19 protein-coding genes are annotated in these 22,013 nt (G+C 71.0%); 8 read left to right on the forward strand and 11 right to left on the reverse strand.

The annotated features are described in order from the left end of the window. Window positions 1-7: 7 nt before the first annotated feature. From pstB to VGN74_RS02125, 4 genes are all read right to left on the reverse strand, one after another. On the reverse strand, window positions 8-889 hold the full coding sequence (pstB, locus tag VGN74_RS02110; RefSeq protein ID WP_327445704.1) for a phosphate ABC transporter ATP-binding protein PstB: 882 nt from the start codon (window positions 887-889) through the stop codon (window positions 8-10). A gap of 4 nt (window positions 890-893) precedes the next feature. Continuing rightward, window positions 894-2,180 (reverse strand): phosphate ABC transporter permease PstA, encoded by a 1,287-nt coding sequence (gene pstA, locus VGN74_RS02115; protein ID WP_327445705.1) that lies wholly within the window; start codon window positions 2,178-2,180, stop codon window positions 894-896. Beyond that, on the reverse strand, window positions 2,173-3,600 hold the full coding sequence (pstC, locus tag VGN74_RS02120) for a phosphate ABC transporter permease subunit PstC (protein ID WP_327445706.1): 1,428 nt from the start codon (window positions 3,598-3,600) through the stop codon (window positions 2,173-2,175). The genes pstA and pstC overlap by 8 nt, the downstream gene beginning before the upstream one ends. Window positions 3,601-3,718: 118 nt before the next feature. Further along, window positions 3,719-5,143 (reverse strand): sensor histidine kinase, encoded by a 1,425-nt coding sequence (locus tag VGN74_RS02125; RefSeq protein WP_327445707.1) that lies wholly within the window; start codon window positions 5,141-5,143, stop codon window positions 3,719-3,721. A gap of 179 nt (window positions 5,144-5,322) precedes the next feature. On the opposite strand from VGN74_RS02125, the gene VGN74_RS02130 reads away from it, so the two are divergent. After that, entirely contained in the window at window positions 5,323-7,581 is a 2,259-nt protein-coding gene (locus tag VGN74_RS02130; protein ID WP_327445708.1) for a hybrid sensor histidine kinase/response regulator, read from the forward strand. 6 nt (window positions 7,582-7,587) lie between these two features. Here VGN74_RS02130 and aceB read toward each other — a convergent pair whose 3' ends face one another. From aceB to aceA, 3 genes are all read right to left on the reverse strand, one after another. After that, on the reverse strand, window positions 7,588-9,165 hold the full coding sequence (gene aceB / locus VGN74_RS02135; protein WP_327445709.1) for a malate synthase A: 1,578 nt from the start codon (window positions 9,163-9,165) through the stop codon (window positions 7,588-7,590). Window positions 9,166-9,305: 140 nt separating this feature from the next. Further along, entirely contained in the window at window positions 9,306-9,512 is a 207-nt protein-coding gene (locus VGN74_RS02140) for a hypothetical protein (RefSeq protein WP_327445710.1), read from the reverse strand. A gap of 14 nt (window positions 9,513-9,526) precedes the next feature. Beyond that, window positions 9,527-10,807 (reverse strand): isocitrate lyase, encoded by a 1,281-nt coding sequence (gene aceA, locus VGN74_RS02145; protein ID WP_327445711.1) that lies wholly within the window; start codon window positions 10,805-10,807, stop codon window positions 9,527-9,529. 152 nt (window positions 10,808-10,959) lie between these two features. On the opposite strand from aceA, the gene VGN74_RS02150 reads away from it, so the two are divergent. The 5 genes from VGN74_RS02150 to VGN74_RS02170 all read left to right on the forward strand — a co-directional run bounded on the left by VGN74_RS02150 (window position 10,960) and on the right by VGN74_RS02170 (window position 17,318). Beyond that, window positions 10,960-12,372, forward strand: coding sequence for a helix-turn-helix domain-containing protein (locus tag VGN74_RS02150; protein WP_327445712.1), 1,413 nt, complete (start codon window positions 10,960-10,962; stop codon window positions 12,370-12,372). A 68-nt stretch (window positions 12,373-12,440) separates the two neighbouring features. Further along, window positions 12,441-13,973, forward strand: a complete 1,533-nt coding sequence (locus VGN74_RS02155; protein ID WP_327445713.1) for an exopolysaccharide biosynthesis polyprenyl glycosylphosphotransferase — start codon at window positions 12,441-12,443, stop codon at window positions 13,971-13,973. After that, window positions 13,973-15,421 carry a lipopolysaccharide biosynthesis protein gene (locus tag VGN74_RS02160; protein ID WP_327445714.1) on the forward strand — a complete coding sequence of 483 codons (1,449 nt, stop codon included), beginning with the start codon at window positions 13,973-13,975 and terminating at the stop codon, window positions 15,419-15,421. Before VGN74_RS02155 ends, VGN74_RS02160 begins: the two co-directional genes overlap by 1 nt. After that, window positions 15,418-16,353: a glycosyltransferase family A protein gene (locus tag VGN74_RS02165; protein WP_327445715.1), complete on the forward strand. Its 936-nt coding sequence runs from the start codon at window positions 15,418-15,420 to the stop codon at window positions 16,351-16,353. The genes VGN74_RS02160 and VGN74_RS02165 overlap by 4 nt, the downstream gene beginning before the upstream one ends. After that, window positions 16,350-17,318: a glycosyltransferase gene (locus VGN74_RS02170; RefSeq protein ID WP_327445716.1), complete on the forward strand. Its 969-nt coding sequence runs from the start codon at window positions 16,350-16,352 to the stop codon at window positions 17,316-17,318. The genes VGN74_RS02165 and VGN74_RS02170 overlap by 4 nt, the downstream gene beginning before the upstream one ends. Here the strand turns inward: VGN74_RS02170 and VGN74_RS02175 are convergent. Further along, a complete protein-coding gene (locus tag VGN74_RS02175; RefSeq protein WP_327445717.1) occupies window positions 17,299-18,000 on the reverse strand; it encodes a hfsB in 702 nt (233 codons plus the stop codon). The genes VGN74_RS02170 and VGN74_RS02175 overlap by 20 nt on opposite strands. A gap of 43 nt (window positions 18,001-18,043) precedes the next feature. Further along, window positions 18,044-19,465, reverse strand: coding sequence for a GumC family protein (locus VGN74_RS02180; protein WP_327445718.1), 1,422 nt, complete (start codon window positions 19,463-19,465; stop codon window positions 18,044-18,046). Between the two features lie 125 nt (window positions 19,466-19,590). Here VGN74_RS02180 and VGN74_RS02185 point away from each other — a divergent pair, with 125 nt between their 5' ends. Next, entirely contained in the window at window positions 19,591-20,328 is a 738-nt protein-coding gene (locus VGN74_RS02185) for a polysaccharide biosynthesis/export family protein (RefSeq protein WP_327445719.1), read from the forward strand. Window positions 20,329-20,412: 84 nt separating this feature from the next. On the opposite strand, the gene VGN74_RS02190 is transcribed toward VGN74_RS02185, so the two are convergent. Further along, the gene (locus tag VGN74_RS02190) at window positions 20,413-20,703 is read right to left on the reverse strand and encodes a sel1 repeat family protein (RefSeq protein ID WP_327445824.1); all 291 of its coding nucleotides are present in this window, start codon (window positions 20,701-20,703) and stop codon (window positions 20,413-20,415) included. Between the two features lie 165 nt (window positions 20,704-20,868). Further along, window positions 20,869-21,588: a glutathione S-transferase N-terminal domain-containing protein gene (locus VGN74_RS02195; protein WP_327445720.1), complete on the reverse strand. Its 720-nt coding sequence runs from the start codon at window positions 21,586-21,588 to the stop codon at window positions 20,869-20,871. Between the two features lie 149 nt (window positions 21,589-21,737). On the opposite strand from VGN74_RS02195, the gene VGN74_RS02200 reads away from it, so the two are divergent. Beyond that, window positions 21,738-21,998, forward strand: coding sequence for a hypothetical protein (locus VGN74_RS02200; RefSeq protein WP_327445721.1), 261 nt, complete (start codon window positions 21,738-21,740; stop codon window positions 21,996-21,998). Window positions 21,999-22,013 lie beyond the last annotated feature (15 nt).

Raw genomic sequence — 22,013 nt, forward strand, 5'->3', positions numbered from 1 at the left:
CGCCGCCCTAGCCGAACCGGCCGGTGATGTAGTCCAGCGTGCGCCGTTCCCGCGGATTCGTGAAGATGTCCTCGGTCGGCCCGTGCTCGATCAGCTGGCCCATGTGGAAGAAGGCCGTGCGCTGGCTGACCCGGGCCGCCTGGGCCATCGAGTGCGTGACGATGACGATGCAGTACTGGGCCCGCAGCTCGTCGATCAGCTCCTCGATCCTCGCCGTGGCGATGGGGTCGAGGGCCGAGCAGGGCTCGTCCATCAGGATCACTTCGGGCTGCACCGCGATGGCGCGGGCGATCACCAGACGCTGCTGCTGACCGCCGGACAGGCCGGTGCCGGGCGAATGCAGTCGATCGGCCACCTCGTCCCAAAGGCCGGCGCGGCGCAGCGAGCTCTCGACGATGCCGTCCATCTCGCTCTTCGAAGTGGTCAGGCCGTGGATGCGCGGACCGTAGGCGACGTTCTCGTAGATCGATTTCGGGAAGGGGTTGGGCTTCTGGAACACCATGCCGACGCGGGCGCGCAGCAGCACCGGGTCCACCGCCCGGGTGTTGACGTCCTCGCCGTCGATCAGGATGCCGCCGGTGACCTTCGCCGCCGGGATGGTGTCGTTCATCCGGTTGATGCAGCGCAGGAACGTCGACTTGCCACAGCCCGACGGCCCGATGAAGGCGGTGACGCTCTTGTCGGGGATGTCGAGCGAGATATCGAACAGGGCCTGCTTGTCGCCGTAGAACACCGAGACGTCGCGCGCGGCGACCTTGATCGGGCCGAGCGGCGCGATATCGCCGCCGACAGGGGCGCGGGCGGGAGCCTCGGCCACGCCGGCATCCGCCGAAGGCGAACCGCCGCCGGAGCCGTCCATATCCGCAGCGCGGAAGATGTTGAACTTCATGGTCTTACCACCGCCGCTCGAAGCGGCGCCTCAGGATGATGGCGACGGCGTTCATGGCGATCATGAAGGTCAGCAGGACCATGATCGCGGCGGCCGTCCGCTCGTGGAAGGCGCGCTCGGACGCGTTCTCCCAGATGTAGACCAGCACCGACAGGGCGCTGGAGGGGTCGGTCAGCCCGTCGGGCACGCCTGGCACGAAGCTGACCATGCCGATCAGCAGCAGCGGGGCGGTCTCGCCGAGGGCGTGGGCCATGGCGATGATGGCGCCGGTCATGACTCCGGGAGCCGCCAGCGGCAGGACATGGTGGAACACCGCCTGGGTGCGGCTGGCCCCGACCGCCAGCGCCGCCTCGCGGATCGACGGCGGCACCGACTTCAGCGCCGAGCGGGTGGCGATGATGATGGTCGGCAGGGACATCAGCGCCAGCACCAGACCGCCGACCAGCGGCGAGGAGCGCGGCAGGTGCATCCAGTTGATGAACAGGGCCAGACCCAGCAGGCCGTAGACGATCGACGGCACCGCAGCGAGGTTGTTGATGTTGACCTCGATCAGGTCGGTGAAGCGGTTTTTGGGCGCGAATTCCTCGAGGTAGACGGCCGCGCCGACGCCGATCGGCAGGGCCAGGGCGGCGGTCACAAACAACATCAGCGCCGAGCCCACGACCGCGCCGAGCACCCCGGCCAGCTCCGGCTGGGTCGAGTCCGAGCGGGTGAACAGGCCGCTATTGAAACGCGCCTCGACCTGACCGTTGGCCTTGAATTCGTCGAGCCAGTCGAGCTGGCGATCGCTGAGCACCCGCTGGTCCTCAGGGGTGTCGCGGCTGATCTCGCCCTTCAGGTAAAGGTCCGCGCTGTCGTCCAGCGGCGCCTGGAGCTGGATCGTCTGGCCGATGCGCGCCGGGTCCGCCTCCACCGCGGCGGCGGCGACGAAGTTGAGCTCCGATGAAAACAGGTCCCGCACTTCCCGCACCGCGACCGGGTCAGCGGCAACTCCAAGGCGCTCGGCCTGCTGATCGGCGGCCAACTGAAGATAGTTGGCGCCGGCCGGATAGGCGCGATCAACGCGCGCCGGGTCCAGATAGACCGGCGTCGTCAGGGCATGGCTGTAGAAGGCCGTATGCCCTTGCTCGACGATGCGCCCGACGAGCAGCAGCAGGAAGGCCACGGCGATGCCAATGGCCAGCTGCCCGTAGAACTTGAAGCGGCGTTCGCGGCCATAGCGACGCTTCAGCTGCGCCGCCGCGGCGCGCTGACGCGTCTGCTGGCCGGTCCGGTCGACGGCGTCAGTCATATTGTTCCCGGTACGCTTGCACGATCCGCTGGGCGACGATGTTCAGGCACAGGGTCAGGACGAACAGGGTCAGACCGAGGCCGAAAGCGGCGAGGGTCTTGGGGCTGTCGAACTCCTGGTCCCCGGTCAGCAGGGTGACGATCTGCACCGTCACCGTGGTCACCGTATCCAGCGGGTTGAGGGTCAGGTTGGCGGCCAGGCCGGCGGCCATGGTCACGATCATGGTCTCGCCGATGGCGCGCGACACGGCCAGCAGCAGGGCGCCGGCGATGCCGGGCAAGGCCGCCGGCAGCAGCACCCGCACCACGGTCTCCGACCTGGTCGCGCCCATGGCGTACGAGCCGTCGCGCAGGCTCTGCGGCACGGCGTTGATGATGTCGTCCGACAGGGAGGAGACGAACGGGATCAACATGATGCCCATCACGGCCCCGGCCACGAGGGCCATCTGGTTCTGCACCAGCAGCAGATACTGACCAACGCCGTCCAGCGGCCCGCCCATCAGCATCGCGCCGATGCCGTTGAAGAAGCCCCGCAGCGCCGGGCCGACGGTCAGGGCGGCGAAGAAGCCGTAGACCACGGTCGGCACCCCGGCGAGGACCTCCAGCACCGGCTTGATCACCGCCCGGCTCGCGCCGCTGGCGTACTCCGACAGATAGATGGCCGAGAACAGGCCGATGGGCGCGGCCACCAGCATGGCGATGGCCATGATCAGGAAGGTGCCGACGAACAGGGGCACGGCGCCGAAAGCGCCCGAAGAGCCGATCTGGTCGGCGCGGATGGCGATCTGCGGGCTCCACTGGGTCCCGAACAGGAAATCGAACACCGGCACCGTCTGGAAAAAGCGCAGGCTTTCGAACAGCAGCGAGGCGACGATGCCGACGGTCGTCAGCACGGCGACGGCCGAACAGAAGAACAGGCCGACGCCAATCCACGCCTCGACCCGGTTCCGCGCCCGCAGGCCCGGCCGCACCTGCAGCACGCCGAGCACCGCGCCCAGCAGGGCCAGCGTCACGGCCGCGACTGCAACCGAAGCGTCGAGCAATCCCTGGATCCGGGCGGAGCGGGCCGCCTCGGCCTGCAGCAGGCCGGACAGCTCGCCGCCCCAGATTTGCATCGGCAGGCCGCCGGCGCCGACCAGCCGGACGTCAGACAGGAAGGCCTGGCGGCGGAACGGCTCCAGCGCCTGCACCGGCTCGGGCAGGCCGGCCGTCATGATCTGCAGCCAGAGGGTGTCGGCGAAGGCCGTAGCGAGCACCACGACCAGCAAGGCGGGCGCGAGGCTCCAGAGCAGGGCCTGGGCGGCATGATAGACCGGACCGGAATGCCAGGAGGCGCCGCCGCGCACGCGCGCTCTCGCCCGGGCCGCCACGAAGGCTCCCAGCGCGACGGCGGCGAGAACAGCAAAAAGGATCAATGCCATGACAGCGAGGGCTTAGCCTGGGCGTCCAAGAATCACAGAGCGCGCCGGGGGCCCCGCCGGCGGGCGGGAAACTGCCCGCGATTGACTGTCGCATTAAGACGGGCCGATGACAGTTCTGTTACGCCGCCCGGGGCGTCATATCGTTGGACGGGGCCGCCTCACGACCCGCGGCCATCGGGAAGTAGGCGGTGAAGGCGGCCCCCTCCCCCGGCAGGCTCTCGACCGTCAGGCCCCCGCGGTGCCGGTTGATGATGTGCTTGACGATGGCCAGACCGAGGCCGGTCCCGGGACGCTCGCCGCTCTTCTGGCCCTCGACGCGATAGAAGCGCTCGGTCAGGCGCGGCAGGTGTTCGCGCGCCATCCCGGGCCCGTGGTCGCGCACGGTCATGGCGACATAGCGGGCGTCGTCCTGACGATCCGGCGTCAGCAGCGACAGGCGCACCGCGCCGGGGAAACGCGGCGCAGCGACCGCTTCCGGCCCCTGATCCGACGCCAGCCGCACCACCACGCGCCCCCCCTGGGGCGAGTATTTCAGGGCGTTGTCGATCAGGTTCTGCAGCACCTGAACGATCTCCTCGCGATCGCCGACGACCCGCGCCGGGGCGGCATGGGGCTCAATCTCGATCGTCACGTCCCGCTGCCGCGCCAGCAGGGCGACCGCATCCAGGACGTCGGTCAGGGCCAGATCGAGATCGACGCGCCCCGCCGGCGGAATGTGCTCGTTCAGCTCGATCCGGCTGAGCGACAGCAGATCGCTGACGAGGCGCGCCATGCGCGCCGCCTGTACCGCCATGATGTCGAGGAAGCGGTCGCGCGCCGCCTCGTCATCCCTGGCGTGCCCCTTGAGGGTCTCGATGAAGCCGGCCAGCGACGCCAGCGGCGTCTTCAGCTCGTGGCTGGCGTTGGCGAGAAAGTCGACCCGCATCAGCTCCATGCGCCGCTGATCGGTTTCATCGTGCAGGGTCAGCAGCGCCAGACGCTCCATGCCATCGGCGGGAAGCGGCCGCACCTGCACCCGCCAGTGACGCGGCTGGGCCCCGCCGGACTCAAAGGTCGTCTCGACATTGACGCCGCCGAACAGCGCCTCATCGACCGCCTCGAGCACCCGCGGATCGCGCAGCACCGAGACAAGCAGCGCCCCCTCGCGCTGAATCTTCAGCAAGTCGCGGGCGGCGAGGTTGGCGAGGCGCACGCGCCGGCCGGCGATGTCGTCGGCCTCCCCGCCCGAGATGACCAGCAGGGGATCGGCCAGCGAGTCGACCGCGGCGTTCAGCAGCGGCTCGTCGCGCCGCACATCTCGCGCCGCCTCGACCGGCAGAGCGACGGCTTCCGCAGCGGGCGGGCGCCGCGGACCGCGGGCATTGATCGCCCAAGTGAGGGCAGCCACCACGGCCGCCGCCAGCAGCAGCTCGCGCGCCGCAAACGGATTCAGCACAGCCATGATCAGCAGGGCGGCGCAGGACACGCCAGCGCTGGCGCCCGCCGTCCAGAGACGGGAGCTGAAGTCGGGCGCGACGGGCGAGGGCGAACTCTCGTAGGGCATGGCGTTCCGGCATCGCGCGCCGGGGACCTGGCCGCGTCAGGACGCGAAGATGCGAGCGGCGATTTCTGCCGCCTGTCAATGCCCGCCGCGCATGACGGCTTGAAGGCGCCTGCACGAAACGCACGGAATCTTCATCGATCGCAGGTCATCATGCCGCATCTGAAGCTGCCTTGCGCCCCGTGACCCCTGCCCTCGCCAGTCTCGCGCTCGCCCACCACCCCGGCTTCGCCGCCGCCGGGGCGGCGCTCGCCGTGCTGGGGGCGCTCGGCGGATTCCGTCTGCTGCGCAGCGCCATCTTCGAGAGCGGCCCGTCACGACTCCTGCTGGGCGGGCTGGCCGGGTTGCTGGCGGCGCTGGGCGCCTGGACGGCGCATTACGTTTCGGTGATGGGCAGCGGCGGCGGCCTTTACGAGTCCCACGCCGCCCACAATCTGGTCGTCACTCTCGCCATCGCGGTCGCGGGCTTTGGCGCAGCGGTCCAGATCGTCAGCCACGGGCAGTCGCTGCTGACGCGACTTCTCGCCGGCGGCCTGGCCGGCATCACGCTTTTGGCCATGCATCTGCTCGGCCATCCGCCGGGCAAGAGCATCGGACTTCTGGAGACCGGGGCGGCCACCGTCTGGAGTCTCGGCCTTTGCCTCACCGCCTTTGCCATGCAGGGGTCGGCGCGCCTCGCCCGGCGCGCGGCAGGCGCCACGATCCTCGCCGTGGCCATAACCGGGTTGCACTACATCACCCTGCCCATTCTCGGGACCGGCGTCGGCGCAGCAGCAGCGGCCTCGGGTCACGATGGCGCACTGCTCGCCCTGACCGGCCTCGGCATTTCGGTGCTGACGGTCGTGATCGTCGCCGTCGCCAGCGTCGATCTGTGGAGCCGCCACGGCGCGGTGCGCCAGCTGCGGCACGCCATCGACGCCATGCCCGATGGCCTCGCCTTCTATGACGCCGAGGACCGGCTGCAGCTGTGGAACGTCCGCTATGCGGAGATCATGGCGAACCTGCCATTAAAGCTGACGCCCGGGATCACCTACGCCCGACTGATCGAAATGGCGTCCGAAGAAGGCGGCGACTGGCATAACCTCGGGGAGGCCTGGCGCCAGAAACGCCTTGAGGCCCGGCGCCAGCTTGGCGCCACCATGGAGCAACGCCTGCCCGACGGTCGCTGGCTGAGGATTCAGGACCGCCGCACCGCGGACGGCGGAACCGTGACCATGGTGGCGGACATCACCGACCTGAAGCAGGTTTCGGAGACTCTCGCCGCCGCCCGCGACGCCGCCGAGGCCGCCAACCGGGCCAAGAGCCAGTTTCTGGCCAACATGAGCCATGAAATCCGAACGCCGCTGAACGGCGTGATCGGCGTGGCCCAGGCGCTCGCCGAGACGCCGCTGAATCCGCGGCAGACCGAGATGCTGGACCTCATCCAGTCTTCCGGGACCACGCTGCGCACCCTGCTGTCCGACATCCTTGATCTCGCGCGGGTCGAGTCCGGCCGCCTGTCCCTGCGCGAGGAGCCGATGGACCTCGCCCGCGCCGTACGCGAGGCGGCGGACCTTTATGAAGCGACCGCCCGCGACAAGGGCCTTCAGTTCTATGTCGAGATCGCGCCCGATGCGGACATCTGGGTCCATGCCGACGTCGTCCGGCTCAAGCAGATCCTGACCAACCTTGTCTCGAACGCGGTGAAGTTCACCGAGGCCGGTTTTGTCAGCCTCCGCGTCAGTCGCAGCCCCGAGGGCGATCCCTCGCCCACCCTCAGGTTCTCGGTCGAGGACACCGGGCTCGGCTTCGACGCCGCCACCCGCAGCCGCCTGTTCGCCCGTTTCGAGCAGGCGGACGGCAGCATCACGCGGCGCTATGGCGGCACCGGCCTGGGCCTGGCCATCTGCCGCCAGCTGGCGGACATGATGGGCGGCTCGCTGGACTGCGAGAGCGAACCGGGCGGCGGCTCGGCCTTCTTCCTGACGGTCCCGCTCAAGCCCGCTGAGCCGCCGGCCGAGGTGGCGCCCGAAGCAGAGGTCGCCGAGGCTGCGTCCCTGCAGCACCTGTCGATCCTCGTCGCTGACGACCATCCGGTGAACCGCCGCGTGGTCGAGCTGATCCTCGAGAGCCTCGACGTCGACATCACCACCGCCGAGGACGGTCTGCAGGCCCTGGCGGCCTTCGGCACGAAGACGTTCGACCTGGTCCTGATGGACATGCAGATGCCGGAGATGGACGGCCTCGCCGCCACCACCGCCATCCGCGCGCTGGAACGCCGCGAGGGGCGCGCCCGCACCCCGATCGTCATGCTCACCGCCAACGCCCTGCCCGAGCACGTCGAGGCGGCGGAGGCGGCGGGCGCCGACCGTCACCTCGCCAAACCCTTCAGCGCGCCCGACCTGATCGGGCTGGTCACCGATCTGGTGACGAGTTCCGCCGCAGATCGCGCCGCCGCCTGAGCCCGATCAGAGCTGTCTGTAGGCCGGCAGGGTCAGGAAGCTCTCGCAGCGCTCGGCGAAGCACAGCTCCGTGAACAGGGCCACCGCCTCGGCCAGCCGCGGCAGATCGGCCGGCATGCGCGTGACCTCGTCGTCGATCAGCGCGCGCACCAGCGCCTCGTCCACCGGACGCCCATCGTCCAGCGGCGCGGCGTGACGCAGCCACTGCCACACCTGGGTGCGGCTGATCTCTGCGGTCGCCGCGTCCTCCATCAGATTGTACAGCGGCACCGCCCCGCGGCCGCGCAGCCAGGCCTCGACATACTGCACCCCGACGCGGATGTTCTCCCGCAGCCCCGCCTCGGTGCGTGGTCCCCGATGAATCTCCAGCAGGCGGTCCCGTCCGATCGCCTGCCCCGACAGCGGGCGGTCCAGCTGGTTCGGGCCGGGCATCAGCCGGTCGAACACCTCCATGGCCACCGGCACGAGGTCAGGGTGCGCCACCCAGGTGCCGTCATGCCCGTTGCCGGCCTCGCGCTCCTTGTCCGCCCGCACCCGCGCGAAGGCGGCGGCGTTGGCCTCGGGATCGCCCTTCACCGGGATCTGCGCCGCCATCCCGCCCATGGCGAAGGCGCCGCGGCGGTGGCAGGTGTCGATCAGCTTGCGCGAATAGGCGTCGAGGAAGGCCTCGCCCATGGTCATGCGCGCCCGATCCGGAGTCAGATAGTCCGGATTTGAGCCCAGGCACTTGATCGTGCTGAAGATATAGTCCCAGCGCCCGCAGTTCAGCCCGACGATGTGCTCGCGCAGGGCATACAGGATCTCGTCCATCTGGAAGGCGGCCGGCAGGGTCTCGATCAGCACCGTGGCCTTGAAGCTGCCGACCGGCAAACCGAGGCGATCCTGGGCGTGACGGAACACCGCGTCCCACAGCGCCGCCTCCTCCATACTCTCCAGCTTGGGCAGGTAGAACCATAGCCCCGAGCCTGCCTTCCTGGCAGCAGCGGCGTTGTGGAAGGCGTACAGGCCGAAGTCGAACAGCGCCCCCGCGACGACCTCGCCGTCCACCGTCAGGTGCGCTTCCGGCAGGTGCCAGCCACGCGGGCGCACCTTCAGGACCGCGCGCTGCGGCTTCAGCCGATAGGCCTTGCCGCTGGCCGGATCGTCGTAGGACAGGGTCCCGGCCCAGAGGTCCTTGAGATTGATCTGGCCGTCGATCTGGTTGGCCCAGGTCGGGCTGGTGGCGTCCTCGAAGTCGGCCATGAAGACCCGCGCCCCCGAATTCAGGGCGTTGATGACCATCTTGCGGTCGACCGGGCCAGTGATCTCCACCCGACGGTCCAGCAACTCGTCGGGGATGCTGCCGATGCGCCAGTCGCCCTCGCGGATGTGGGCGGTGTCCTGCCGGAAGTCCGGCGTCTCGCCCGCATCGAACCCCGCCTGCCGCGCCTCGCGGGCCGCAAGCAGCTCGCGCCGCCGCGCGTCAAAGCGCCGGTGCAGGTCCGCGACAAAGGCCAGGGCGGCCGGCGTGAGGATCTCCCACGCCCGGCCCTCCACGGGGCCCAGAATACGGATGGCGGCGTCGTTCACGGTGTCCAGGGGCATGAATTCATTCTCCTCCCCATCGCCCGCGATGGGGAGGGGGACCACGAAGTGGTGGAGGGGCGTTGATGGGGCGCTGGCCCCTCCGTCAGGCCTTCGGCCTGCCACCTCCCCATCTCGCGATGGGGAGGAAACAGACCAGCTCACTCATAGCCGTGGGCGGCCTCGTTGATCACCAGCGGCGGCATGGCGCTGAAGTCGACGCTGACCGGCTGGGGAATCCGTCCCTGGAAGGTGCGGATCACGTGCTGCAGGCGGCGGCGCACCTCCCGTTCGGCCTCGGTCCGATCGCTGAGGCTCAGCGGAGCCAGGCAGAAGTCGATGATGGCGTCGGCGTTGCTCGTTTCCATGGTCATCTCTCCGGTCATTCGGCCGCGACGAATTGCGCGGTCTCGGTGGAGTCCTTCAGGGCGGTGGTCGAGGACTGGCCCGACGAGATGACCGTGGCCACGTCGTCGAAGTAGCCGGTGCCGACCTCGCGCTGGTGACGGGTGGCGGTGTAGCCGGTCGCCTCGTTGGCGAATTCGCGCTGCTGCAGCTCGGAATAGGCCGCCATGCCGCGATCGCGGTAGCCGCTGGCCAGCTCGAACATCGAATTGTTCAGGGCGTGGAAGCCCGCCAGGGTGACGAACTGGAACTTGTAGCCCATCGCCCCCAGCTCGCGCTGGAACTTCGCGATGGTCGCCTCGTCCAGCTTGGACTTCCAGTTGAACGACGGCGAGCAGTTGTAGGCCAGCAGCTTGCCCGGATGCACCTTGTGCACCGCCTCGGCGAACTTGCGGGCGTCGTCCAGATCCGGGTGGCTGGTCTCCCACCACAGCAGGTCGGCGTACTTGGCATAGGCCAGTCCGCGGGCGATGCAATGGTCCAGCCCCGTGCCCGGCTTGAGGCGGAAGAAGCCCTCCGGCGTGCGGCTCTCGCGATCGATGAAAGGATGGTCCCGCTCGTCGATGTCCGAGGTGATCAGCTGGGCGCTCTCGGCGTCGGTGCGCGCCACCGTCAGGGTCGGGGTGCCGCAGACGTCAGCCGCCAGCCGCGCCGCGATCAGGTTGCGCTCATGCGCCTGGGTCGGGATCAGCACCTTGCCGCCGAGGTGGCCGCACTTCTTCTCCGAGGCCAGCTGGTCCTCGAAGTGGACGCCGGCGGCGCCCGCCTCGATGAAGGCCTTCATGATCTCGAAGCTGTTCAGCGCGCCGCCGAAGCCGGCCTCGGCATCGGCCACGATCGGGGCGAACCAGTCCCGCTTCGCGCCGCCCTCGGCGTGCTCGATCTGGTCAGCGCGCTGCAGAGTACGGTTGATGCGGCGGCACAGTTCCGGCGCGGCGTTGGCCGGATACAGCGACTGGTCCGGATACATGGCCGAGGCGGTGTTGGCGTCCGCCGCCACCTGCCAGCCCGACAGATAAATGGCCTTCAGCCCGGCACGGACCATCTGCATGGCTTGGTTGCCGGTCACGGCGCCGAGGGCGTTGATGTAGGGCTCGCTGTGCAGCAGCTCCCACAGACGATTGGCCCCGCGCGCGGCGAGGGTGTGGGTGACCGGCACCGAACCGCGCAGACGCTGCACGTCGGCAGGGGTGTAGGGGCGCTCGATGCCGTCGAAGCGGCCGGCGGGGGACGGGACCAGATCGGCGAAGGTGGTCATGGCGAAGCCTCATCGTCAGGCGCCCGGTTGCGCCTCTGACCTCACCCAACATCCCGACAGTCGCAATTGATACAGCCGACACTCCCTTCGCGATGTCAGTTTGTCATGATGTGACCGCCATGATAAGTCATAGACTGACCTGAGGAGGCGGAATGGCCCATCCGGATCGCAAGCTGTTCCTTGGCGCCCGCCTCAAGCGGCTGCGGCGCGACCTCGCCCTGACCCAGACCGCCATGGCGGCGGACCTTGGCGTCTCGCCCAGCTACCTCAACCACATCGAACGCAACCAGCGGCCGGTCTCGGCCCAGCTGCTGCTGCGTCTGGCCGAGGTCTATGACGTCGACCTGCGGACGCTGAGCCAGACGACCGGCGTGGGCGAGGCCGAGGTGCTGGAGGCGCTCGCCGACCCGGCCTTTCGCGGCCTCGCCGTGCCCCGCCACGAGGTGCTGCAGCTGGTTGAGGAGGCTCCCGCCCTCGCCGACGCCTTCCTGCGGCTGTACCGGGCCCATGCCGAGCGGCGCGCCCGCGACCGCGCCGGCGGCGACCATGGCGGGGAGACGCCGGCCGACTGGGTGCGCGACCATGTGCAGGGCCGGCGCAACCACTTCCCCGAGCTGGACCAGCTGGGCGAGACCCTGCACGCCGAGCTGTTCGCCGATCCGCTCGCCCCCGAACACTTCGAGACGGCGGCCCGGATCCGGCTGCGGACACGCCACGACCTCGCCGTCCGCACCCTGCCGCCCGAGGTCATGGTCGAGTGGACCCGCCGCTTCGATCCGCACCGCCGTCGACTGCTGCTGGCCGAGACGCTCGGCCCCGCCTCGCGCGCCTTCGCCGTGGCCTACCAGCTGGCCCTGACCGAGCACTCGGCGGCGCTCAACGCCATGGTCGCGGCCGCCGCTCCGCCGGATGAAGCGGCCGGACGGCTGCTCAAGGTGTCCCTGACCAACACCCTCGCCGCCGCCATCCTCATGCCCTACGCCGCCTTCCACCGGCTGGCAGAGGACAGCGGCTACGATCTCGCCCGCCTGCAGGCCCGTTTCGGCGTCTCCTTCGAGCAGGCGGCGCACCGGCTGACGACCCTGTCCCGCCCGGGCGCGCGGGGCGTGCCCTTCTTCCTGATCCGGGTGGATCAAGCCGGCAACGTCTCCAAGCGCTTCGCCGCCGACGGCTTTCCCTTCGCCCGCTTTGGCGGCGCCTGCCCGCGCTGGAACCTGCACGCCGCCTTCCGCACCCCCGGCCGGGTGGTGACCCAGATCGTCGAGACCCCGGACGGCGGGCGCTGGTTCACGCTGTGCCGCACGGTCGACCGGCAGGGCCGCGGGACCGCGGGAGACGGCCAGGATCTGGCGATCGGCCTCGGCTGCGAGCTGCGGCACGCCGACCGGCTGGCCTATGCGCGCGGCCTCGACCTCGCCGTCCCCGAGGTGACCCCGATCGGCCCCGCCTGCCGCCTCTGCGAGCGCCACCCCTGCGCCGAGCGGGCGGCCCCGCCCCTCGACCTGCCGCTGGCCGTCGACGACTGGGCCAAGTCGGTCAGCCCCTATCCGTTCGCGCGGGGCTGAAACCCCGCCGTTAACGCGATTTCCACGGCGCTTCCGGCAGTCTGGGGCCTCAGTCGTTCCGGATCGCCATGCCCGCCAGCTCTTCCCGCGCCGCCTCCGCCGCCCCTGCGGCGAAGGCTTCCGCCCGCCCTCGCCGACAGCCGGGCGGGGCGCGCCGGCGCGGTCCGTTCCGCCCGGAGCTGTGGCGCAACGCGCGTGAGCGCGAGGGGGTGCGGCTGGCCCCGCACGCTTTCCGCCTCGTGGATGTGCTGGTGCTGTGGGGCGTCAGCCTCGCCCTCCTGGCCGATCGCGCCCCGTCGCTCGCCGCCGCCCCTTTCGGCCTCGCGGCTCCGCTCGCAGCCGCGACCGTGACCAGCCTCGCCCTGCTCAAGGCCCTCGACGCCTATGCCTACCACCGTCCGCGGGCGGTGCATCTGCACCTCGGCCTGGCCGCCGCGGCCGCCCTCGCCGGCGGCGCGGCGACCTGGGCCCTCGCCGCCCTGCTCGGGACCGGCGCGCCGGATACGGCGCCCTCCGGTCTTGCAGCCGCCTGGACGGTCAGCGCCGGTCTGGCCCTCGGCGCCACACACCTGCTGTACGCCGGCCTCGCCGAGCGCTGGCGCCAGGGCGGCCTGCTCACCCCGTCCGTGGTCATCGTCGGGGCCACCCGCGACGCAGAGGCCCTTATCCAGCGCGCAGTCCAGACCCGCGATCTCGCAGTGCTGGGCGTGTTCGACGACCGCGCCGACCGGGCCCCCGAGGCGGTGGCGGGCGTCCCGGTGCTGGGCGGCTCCGACGCCCTGCTCAGCCACCGCCTGGCAGCCCATGTGGACCGCATCGTCATCGCCGTGCCCGCCAGCGCCCAAGGGCGCCTGCGCGAGCTGGTCGGCAAGCTGTCCGGCCTGCCGACCGAGGTGACCCTGCTGCTCGACCCGCGCGTCTCCCGCGACCTCGACAGCGCCTACGCCCGGCTGGCCGTCCCCGCCTTCGCGCCCCTGACGCCGCCAGACCCGGCGCGTCGGGCGTTCGTCAAGCGGCTGCAGGATCTCGTTATCGCGTCGACGGCGCTGGTGCTGCTCAGCCCGCTGCTGGCCGCCGTCGCCCTCGCCGTGCGCCTCGACAGCCCCGGCCCGATCTTCTTCCGTCAGCGCCGCCACGGCTTCAACCAGGAGGAATTCCGGGTCTGGAAGTTCCGCTCGATGCGCCAGGAGGCTGCCGACGCCACCGCGGCGCGGCAGGTGACGGCCGATGACGACCGGGTCACGCGGGTGGGCCGCTTCATCCGCGCCACCAGCCTCGACGAGCTGCCGCAGCTGCTCAACGTCCTGTCCGGCGAGATGTCGCTGGTCGGCCCCCGCCCCCACGCTGTCGGCATGAAGACCGGCGATACGGAGTCGGCCCGACTGGTCGCGGATTACGCCCGTCGCCACCGGCTCAAGCCGGGCCTGACCGGCTGGGCCGCCATCCAGGGCTCGCGCGGGCCCCTGCACACCGCCGAGGAAGTGCAGCGCCGCGTCAAGCTCGACATCGAGTACATCGAGCGCCAGTCCTTCTGGCTGGACCTCCGGATCATGGCCCTGACCCTGCCGGTGCTGCTCGGCGACCGTCTGGCGGTGCGCTGATGTTCTGGCGCGGCGTCTGGGGCTACCTCCCGGCCAACATCTTCAGCGGCCTGACCGGCTTCCTCGGCCTGTTCCTGTTCACACGGCTGCTCGACGCCGCCGACTACGGCCAGTACGCGCTCGCCTTCGCCGTGATGACGCTCAGCCACGTGCTGGTCTTCACCTGGCTGGAAGCCGCTATGGCGCGCTTCTGGGCGGCGGAGCACGGCGACGGACTGATCGACCACTTCCACAGCCTGTACCGAGCGACCCTGACCCTGTCGGCGGTGTTCGTGCCGGTCGCCGGTGTGATCATCCTGCTGCTCCCGGTCGATGCCGGACTGAAGGGCGCACTGGCCGCCGGCGTCCTCGGCGCGCCCCTGCGGTGCCTCAGCAAGCTGGCCCAGGAGCGCTTCCGCGCTGCCGGCGAGGTCGGCCGCGCGGCGACGGTCGACATCGCCACCGCCGTCGGGGGCCTGTCGCTCGGAATCGGCTTCGCCCTGCTCGGCGCCGGAGGCGCGGCTCCCCTGCTGGGCCTGTCCCTCGCACCGGCGCTGATCCTGCCGTTCGTGCTGCCGGGCGAGTGGCGTCAGGGCCGCGGTGGCGTCTATCGGCGGGATCGCCTCGGCCGCTACGCCGCCTACGGCTTTCCCATCGCCGCCTCGCTCACCCTGACGCTCGTCCTGACCTCGACCGACCGGTTCCTGCTGGCGGCCTTCCTCGATACGGCGGCGGTGGGCGCCTATCACGCCGCCTACAGCCTCTCGAACCGCACCCTCGACGTCATGTTCATCTGGCTGGGGTCGGCTGGAGCCCCCGCTCTGGTGATGGCGCTGGAGCGCGGCGGCCGTCCCCGTCTCGCCGAAGCTGCGCGCGAACAGGCGGCCCTGTTCCTGCTGCTGGCCCTGCCGGCGGCGGTCGGTCTCGCCCTCACGGCGCTGCCGCTGGCCGAGCTGATGATCGGCGAGGAGCTGCGCACGGCCACGGCCTCGGTGACTCCGCTGATCGCCCTGTCAGCCCTGATGGGCGGCCTGACCACCTACTACTTCGGCCAGGCCTTCACCCTCGGCCGCAACACCGGCGCCCTGTTCCTGACCATGGCCATTCCAGCGGGGGCCAATGTGCTGCTGAACCTGCTGTTGATCCCGATGCTGGGGCTCACGGGCGCGGCGCTGGCCACGGCCTTGAGCTATGGCCTCGGCCTGATGGCGGCGATCCTGATCGGGAGCCGGGTCCTGCCGCTGCCCGTGCCCTGGAACGCCCTGGCCCGCTGCGGCGTCGCCACGGCGGTGATGGCGGCGGTGGTGCTGGCCCTCCCCTCGCCCGGCGGCTTGCCGGAGCTGATCCTCAAGGCCGCAGTCGGCGCGTTGGTCTACGGGCTGATCGCGCTCGCGCTCGACGCCGCCGGCGTGCGTGGCGTGCTGAAGCGCCAGTGGCGAGCGCGGGTGGCCCGCGAGGCCTCGGCATGACCCCGCGCGAGATCGACAACCCCGCCTGGCCGGACGCGCGCCCCCGTCTGTCCGTGCTCATCCCCTTCTTTCGCGACGACCCGGTCAATCTGCTGACCCGGCTCGATGCCGAGGCCCCCGCCCTCGCCGGGGCCGTGGAGCTGGTGCTGCTGGACGACGGCGGCGGCGACCCCGCACTGATCGCCAGGGTGACGCGGAGGCTCGCCACCCTGTCCCTGCCGGCGCGGCTGGTGGTGCTGGCGCAGAATGTCGGCCGCGCGCGCGGGCGCAATCGCCTGGCTGCGGCGGCGCGCGGGCGCAGCCTGCTGTTCCTCGACAGTGACATGCTGCCGGACGCGCCGGACTTTCTGCAGGCTTGGGCCGATCTGGACGCCGCCCAGCAGCCTGCCGTGGCCTTCGGCGGCTTCTCCCTGCTGCAAGCCCCTGACACCCCCGAGTTCGCGGTGCACCGCGCCCTCGCCGCAGCCTCCGAGTGCATCCCCGCCGCCGTCCGCGCCCGTACGCCGGAGAAGTACGTCTACACCTCCAACCTGCTGGTGCGCCGGGATGTGTTCGCCGCCGAGCCGTTCGACGCCGGCTTCTCGGGCTGGGGCTGGGAGGACGTGGAGTGGGGCCTGCGCGTGGCCCGTCGCCACCGCGTCCTGCATCCCGACAATCCGGCCACCCACATGGGCCTAGATACGGTCGAGGCGCTGGCGGCCAAGTACGCCTCGGCCGGACCCAACTTCGTCCGGGTGGTCGAGCGGCACCCGGAGGCGCGGGCATGGCCCGGCTACCGGGCTGCGGCGCGACTGCGAACCCTGCCCTGGCCGCCCGCGCTGACCGCCCGCGTCGCCCGCCGCGTGGCGTTGCAGCCCGGCGTGCCGGTGCGCGCCCGCGCCTTCGCCCTGCGTCTCTACCGGGCGGCCGTCTATGCCGAGGCGCTGCCATGAGCGGCGACGTCGCGGTGCTCATCCCGACGCTGCGGCGGCCGGAGAGCCTCGCCCGCGCCCTCGCGTCCGTTCAGGCCCAGACGGGCGTCAGCGCTCGGCTGGCGGAGATCGTCGTCATCGACAACGACCCGGAGGGTAGCGCACGATCAACCGTTGATGCCTGCGCGGGTCCGGCGCCGCTGCGCTATGTGCACGCCCCCCGCCCCGGCGTGGCGACGGCGCGCAATGCGGGTCTCGCCGCCACAGGGGCCCCACTGATCGCCTTTCTGGACGACGACGAGGCGGCCTCGCCGGGCTGGCTCGCGGCCCTGCTGGCGGCCCAGGCGGAAACCGGGGCGGAGGTCGTGTTCGGCCCCATCCAGGGGCGCGCCCCGGACGCTCCAGCCTGGCTGCAGCCCTATCTGGAGGCCTTTTTCGGCCGCGAGGGGCCCGCCACGGTCGGGCGTCTCGCCGAACCCTTCGGCTGTGGCAACAGCCTGATGGTGCGGGCCGCCGCCCTGCCCGGCGAGACTCCCTTCAACCCCGCCGCCGATCACGCCGGCGGCGAGGACGACGAACTGTTCTCGGCGCTGGCGGCGCGGGGCGGCGGCTTCGGCTGGGCCCCCGACGCCTGGGTCGAGGAGTTCGCTCCGGCCCACCGCGCCACCCTGAACTACGCCCTGGCCCGCGCCTTCGCCTATGGTCAGGGGCCCAGCCAGACCGCGCGCCGCCACGGCCGGATTTTCGGCCTGCTGCGCTGGATGGTTGTCGGCGCCGCCCAGACTGTCGTGTTCGGCGCCCTCGCGGCGATCGGATTCCTCGCCTGGCACCCGCAGCGCGCCTGGTGGCTGGACCGCGCCGCCCGCGGCCTCGGCAAGGTGCTGTGGATGCCGGGGCTGGAGCCGCGCTTCTACGGCGCCGCCGAACTGGCGCGGCTGCAGCGCGCCAATGAGGGCGCGAAGGGCGTCAGCGCGAAAAGCGGCTGAGGGGTCCCGGCGCCCGGTAGGTGCTGCGGTTCAGCACCACCCCGGCGATCTGGCCCCCTGCGCTTTCGATCAGGTCGCGCAGGGCGGCCGCCTGTCCGGCGGGCGTGACTTCGGCCGCCACCACCAGCACCGTGAGATCGACCAGCGGAGCCAGGATCACCGCCAGGTCGTTGCGATCCGCGGCCGGGGAGTCGACCACCACCGTCTCGGCATGGCGGCGCATGGCCTCCCAGTAAGCCGGATCAGGCGACGGCTCGACCTTCTGGCCGGTGCGCAGGGCTTCAGCGCGGAAGCGGGTGATCCACAGCCGCCCGCCGAGCGCCGGCCGGGCGCTGAGCAGGCGCGCCGGCGCGACGTCGCGGCCCTCCCGGCTCTTCACCGGCGGGTAGACCGAGAAGAAGGCGGATCCGTCCGGGCTGGCCGCCGCCGGCTCGCCGAGGCGGCCGAAGCGTTGCGGCTCGGCCGCCGCCGCCTCCATCTGGGACGGCTGCAGCAGGTCGCCGTCGATCAGCCAGACGGGCTTGCGCGCCCGTACCGAGGCCAGCCGGGCGAACTCCCGGGCCACCGTGGAGGCGCCCTCGCCGCCGGTCGCCGCCACGAACTGGATGACCCGGCCGCGCCGCGGCGAGCCCGGCCCGAGCGCAGCCCAAAGGGCCGCCATTTCGGACGTCAGATCGACCATCGAATCGCCGTCGGAAGCGCGCGCCACGGCCGAGCGTAACACGTCAGCCCTTGACCGGAGCGACCGCCAGCACCGGCAGGCCGAGGGTGCGCTCGGCCGAACTCGCGGTGGACAGCCCCGGGCGCGAGAAAACCCGGATCAGGCCGACGCAAAGGGCGGTGAAGCCGGCGAACAGGAAGGCCAGCGCCAGCAGCGGCGCCTTCAGGCTCTTGCCGCGCGTGGGCGGGGCGGCGCGCGCCAGGACGGTGATGGAGTCCGCGCCCTCGGCCGAGAGATTGGTTTCGGCCTGGCTGCGGGCCTCCCGCTGCTGGAACTCGCGGATCGAGGCGGTCAGGACCTCGCGGCTGGAGGCAAGGGTGGCGTTCTCGGACTCCAGCTCGGTCAGCTCGGCCTGCCGCTGGCGGATCAGGACCAGCTGCCGATCGATGGCGCCGAGCCGCGCCGCCAACGAGTCGCGATCGGCCACGGCGTTGATGCGGTTGCTCTCGAGCTCGACCCAGACCGGGTTCGGGCCGAGCCGGACTTCGCGCGCGCCGACCGCCGTTCCGGTGCCGACATAGGCCTGCAGCTGGGCGATGCGCGTCTCGATCTCGCGCACCGGCTGGGAGTCCGGCTGGTACCGCGCCAGCAGCTGCTCGCGCTCGGTGCGCAGCTGCAGGATCTGATCCTGTGCCGAGATGTTCAGGTCCTGCTGCAGGGCGACCTCCGCCGGCGTGCCGGCCTGCTGCGCCTCCAGCGTGGCCACGCGCTGGCGGGCCCAGTTGAGCTGGGCCTCGACCGACATGCGCTCGGAGAAGACCGTCTGATAGGTGGCCGCCAGCGCCGTCTTCGCTGCCGTGAAGTCCCCGAGATCATTGGTCCGAAGGAAGGATTCATAGGCGGCGTCCGCGGCGTCGAGGTCTCGCTCGAAGCGCTGGCGCTGGCCGCGCAGCAAGGGGGCCGCCGGGTTCTGGAACACCTCGCGCCGGTACAGCAGGTACTGGTCGATCGTGGCGTTGAGGATCCGCGCCGCCTGCTCCGGATCGCGCGCCTCATAGGTCAGGTCGAGGATCCCGCTGGTGGGGGTCATCCCCACCCCGAGGCTGGCGGTGTAGGCGCGCAGCGCCTGCAGTTCGGTGCCGGCCTCGCCAAGGATGCCCTCCACCCCGACCGCGCGCACCACCCGCCGCGCCAGCGCCTGGCTGTTGAGGATGGTCATCTCCGACTGCGCCACCTCGCCCGGCTGGGGCAGGTTGAAGGGCGGCGTTTCGCCGACGCGGGGCTGGTAAACGTACTCCTGCCCGATACCCACGAACAGGCTGGCCTGGGCTGTGTAGGTCTTCTTGAGCATCAGCACCGCCGCCGCGGCGAGGGCGAACACCACGAGGAACACGATCACCATCAGCAGGGTCTCGCGCAGCAGCAGGCCGACGAGGTCCCAGAACCCGTAGCGCGGGCGAGCCGTGGCGTAGGCCGGTGTGCGCATGGGCGGAGGATGATTCCGGAAAGCGACGAGTGTGATGACGCCACAGTCCGCGCGCGGCGTTAACCGCCGGTTACCCATGTTGCGCCAGGGTCGTCGCACGTCCGCACAAAGCGCCCGGAACACCCATGATCGACCGTCGTCTGACGCTGCTGGGACTGGCCGGCCTCGCCGGAGCCAGCCTCGCGGGCTGTGCGGCGGGGCCCGCGACCCGGCGTCCCGCCGGACCGCCCCGGGCCCGCACCGGCCAGGGCGGATTCCCGGACATCGACTTCGCCGACTGGACCGACGCGGAGCCGGAGTACCTGCTCTACCCGGGCGACCAGCTGGATGTGGCCATGCCGACCGCGCCGGAACTGAACCGGCAGGTGACGCTGGGGCCCGACGGCCGCATCGGCCTGCCGCTGATCGGTCAGGTGATGGCGGCCGACCGGACGCTCGCGGAGCTTGAGGCGGCCCTGTCACAGGCCTACGCCAGCCAGCTGCGCCGGCCGGAAGTGGAGGTGACCCTGCGCCAGGCCGGACCGCTCAAGGTGTGGGTGGACGGCGAGGTGCGGACGCCGGGCGTCTATGACATGCCCGGCGACATCGACGCCTACCAGGCCATCGTGCTGGCCGGCGGCTTCCTGCCGGGCGCGCGGTCGCAGGAAGTGGCGCTGATCCGGCGCGGTCCCGGCGGCCGCCGGATGATGCGCGCCGTCGATCTGCGGCCGCGCCGCGGCGAGATCGTCGCCCTGCGCCGGGCCGACATCCTGTTCGTGCCGCGAACGACCCTGGCCGAGCTGGCGACCTTCTTCACCCAGGTGCGCAACGCCCTGCCGATCGGTTTCAGCTACTCGATCAACGGGCAGTACCAGCAGTTCTAGGGGTAGGCCTTAGGGGTAGTCGGTAGGGCGGGGCGTCCCTGCCCTACCCCTACCAGCTAACGACTACGGCCTCGCCGAAGGCGCTCAGGCCGCCAGCGTGACCACGCCGTTGTCGATCCAGCGGCGCGCGGCGCGCTGGGCCTCGGCGATATCGTCGCGATCCATCTCCTGGCTGAGTTCGCGGCGGTAGACCCGCGCCTCGACCGACCCCTTCAGGGCCGCCAGGTTGAAGATCATGTGGGCCGAGACCCGGTCCATCGGGCAGCCGCCCTGGCCGGTGGAATACATCAGACCCAGCTTGAACAGGTCGTCCCCGGTCATCTCGGGGGTCGGCAGCGGCAGGGTCGCCGCTTCGGTCGTGTCGTGAGCCACCATCATGTGCCCTCCTTCGGCGCCGTTCTGACGCCTGTTGCACACGATCAAATACCGCCGCTCTTGCGTTGAGGTTAACAGCGGCGTTCACGACGAATATTTTGAGTAAAGCACAGGTGAATACTCTTCAGCTGATTCACCTGTGCGAAACCCTTCCTGACGCGGCGTTTACCTTGCCCGCTGGCCGAACAGCAGCTTGCGCGCCGCGGCGGCGTCCGCGCCGGCGGCGGCGAGGTTGCGACGGAGCTCGTCGCCCGCCGCGCGGCCCCGCTGGACCGCCGGTCGCGCCCCGACCCGCTCGTGCCAGGCCTTCAGGTGCGGAAACTCGTCGAGCGACTGGCCCTGCAGCGTCGGCAGGATCCACGGCCAGGCCGCCATGTCGGCGATGGAATAGTCTCCGGCAAGATAGTCCCGGTCGGCCAGGCGCCGGTCCATGACGCCATAGAGCCGGTGCGTCTCATCGGTGTAGCGGCGGACGCCGTAGGCGATCTGGCGCTGGTCGGCGATCATGGCCGGGGCATACTGGCGGAAGTGGTGTGTCTGACCGGCCATAGGCCCGAGACCGCCGACCTGCCAGAACAGCCACTGGTCGACCTCTGCCCGCCCGCGGGCGTCCTGCGGATAAAAGCGCCCGGACTTGATCCCCAGATACTGCAGGATCGCGCCGGACTCGAAGATCGACAGGGGCTGGCCGTCTCCGCCGTCAGGATCGACGATCGCCGGCATGCGGCCATTCGGGCTGATCGCCTGGAACTCCGGCGTGAACTGCTCTCCGGCCCCGATATTGACCGGCTTCAGCACATAGGGGAGCTCCATCTCCTCCAGCGCGATGGTCACCTTCCAGCCGTTCGGGGTCGGCCAGTACCAGAGGTCGATGGGGGCGGGCATGCGAGCTCCTTGCAACGTCAGCGGAAGAGGTGGGCGGCGACCCCATCCGATGCAAGCGAGCGACGGATTCTGCGCGCCCGAAGCGTTCAGCCCATGTTCAGGCCCGGCCCGTTAGGACGCCTGCCAGTTCGCGTGATATGGAGTGCGCCATGAAGACCTTCCTGTCCGCCGCCATCCTCGCCGGCCTGCTGACGGGCGCGGCCGGGGTCGCGCCTGCGATGGCGGCCGCCGCCGATCTGGCGCAGGACCGCCCCGCGCCGCGCGAGGAGCGACGGGAGCCCCGGCGCGAAACCCGACCCGAAAACCGCGAGTGGCGCGAGGAGCGGCGCGAGCCCCGGCGCGAGTCCCGGCCGGAAAACCGCGAGTGGCGCGAGGAGCGTCGCGACCAGCGGCGCGATCCGGAGGCCTGAGTCCGGCGTTCAGTT

This window comes from Brevundimonas sp., assembly GCF_035998205.1.
Taxonomy (GTDB): Bacteria; Pseudomonadota; Alphaproteobacteria; order Caulobacterales; family Caulobacteraceae; genus Brevundimonas.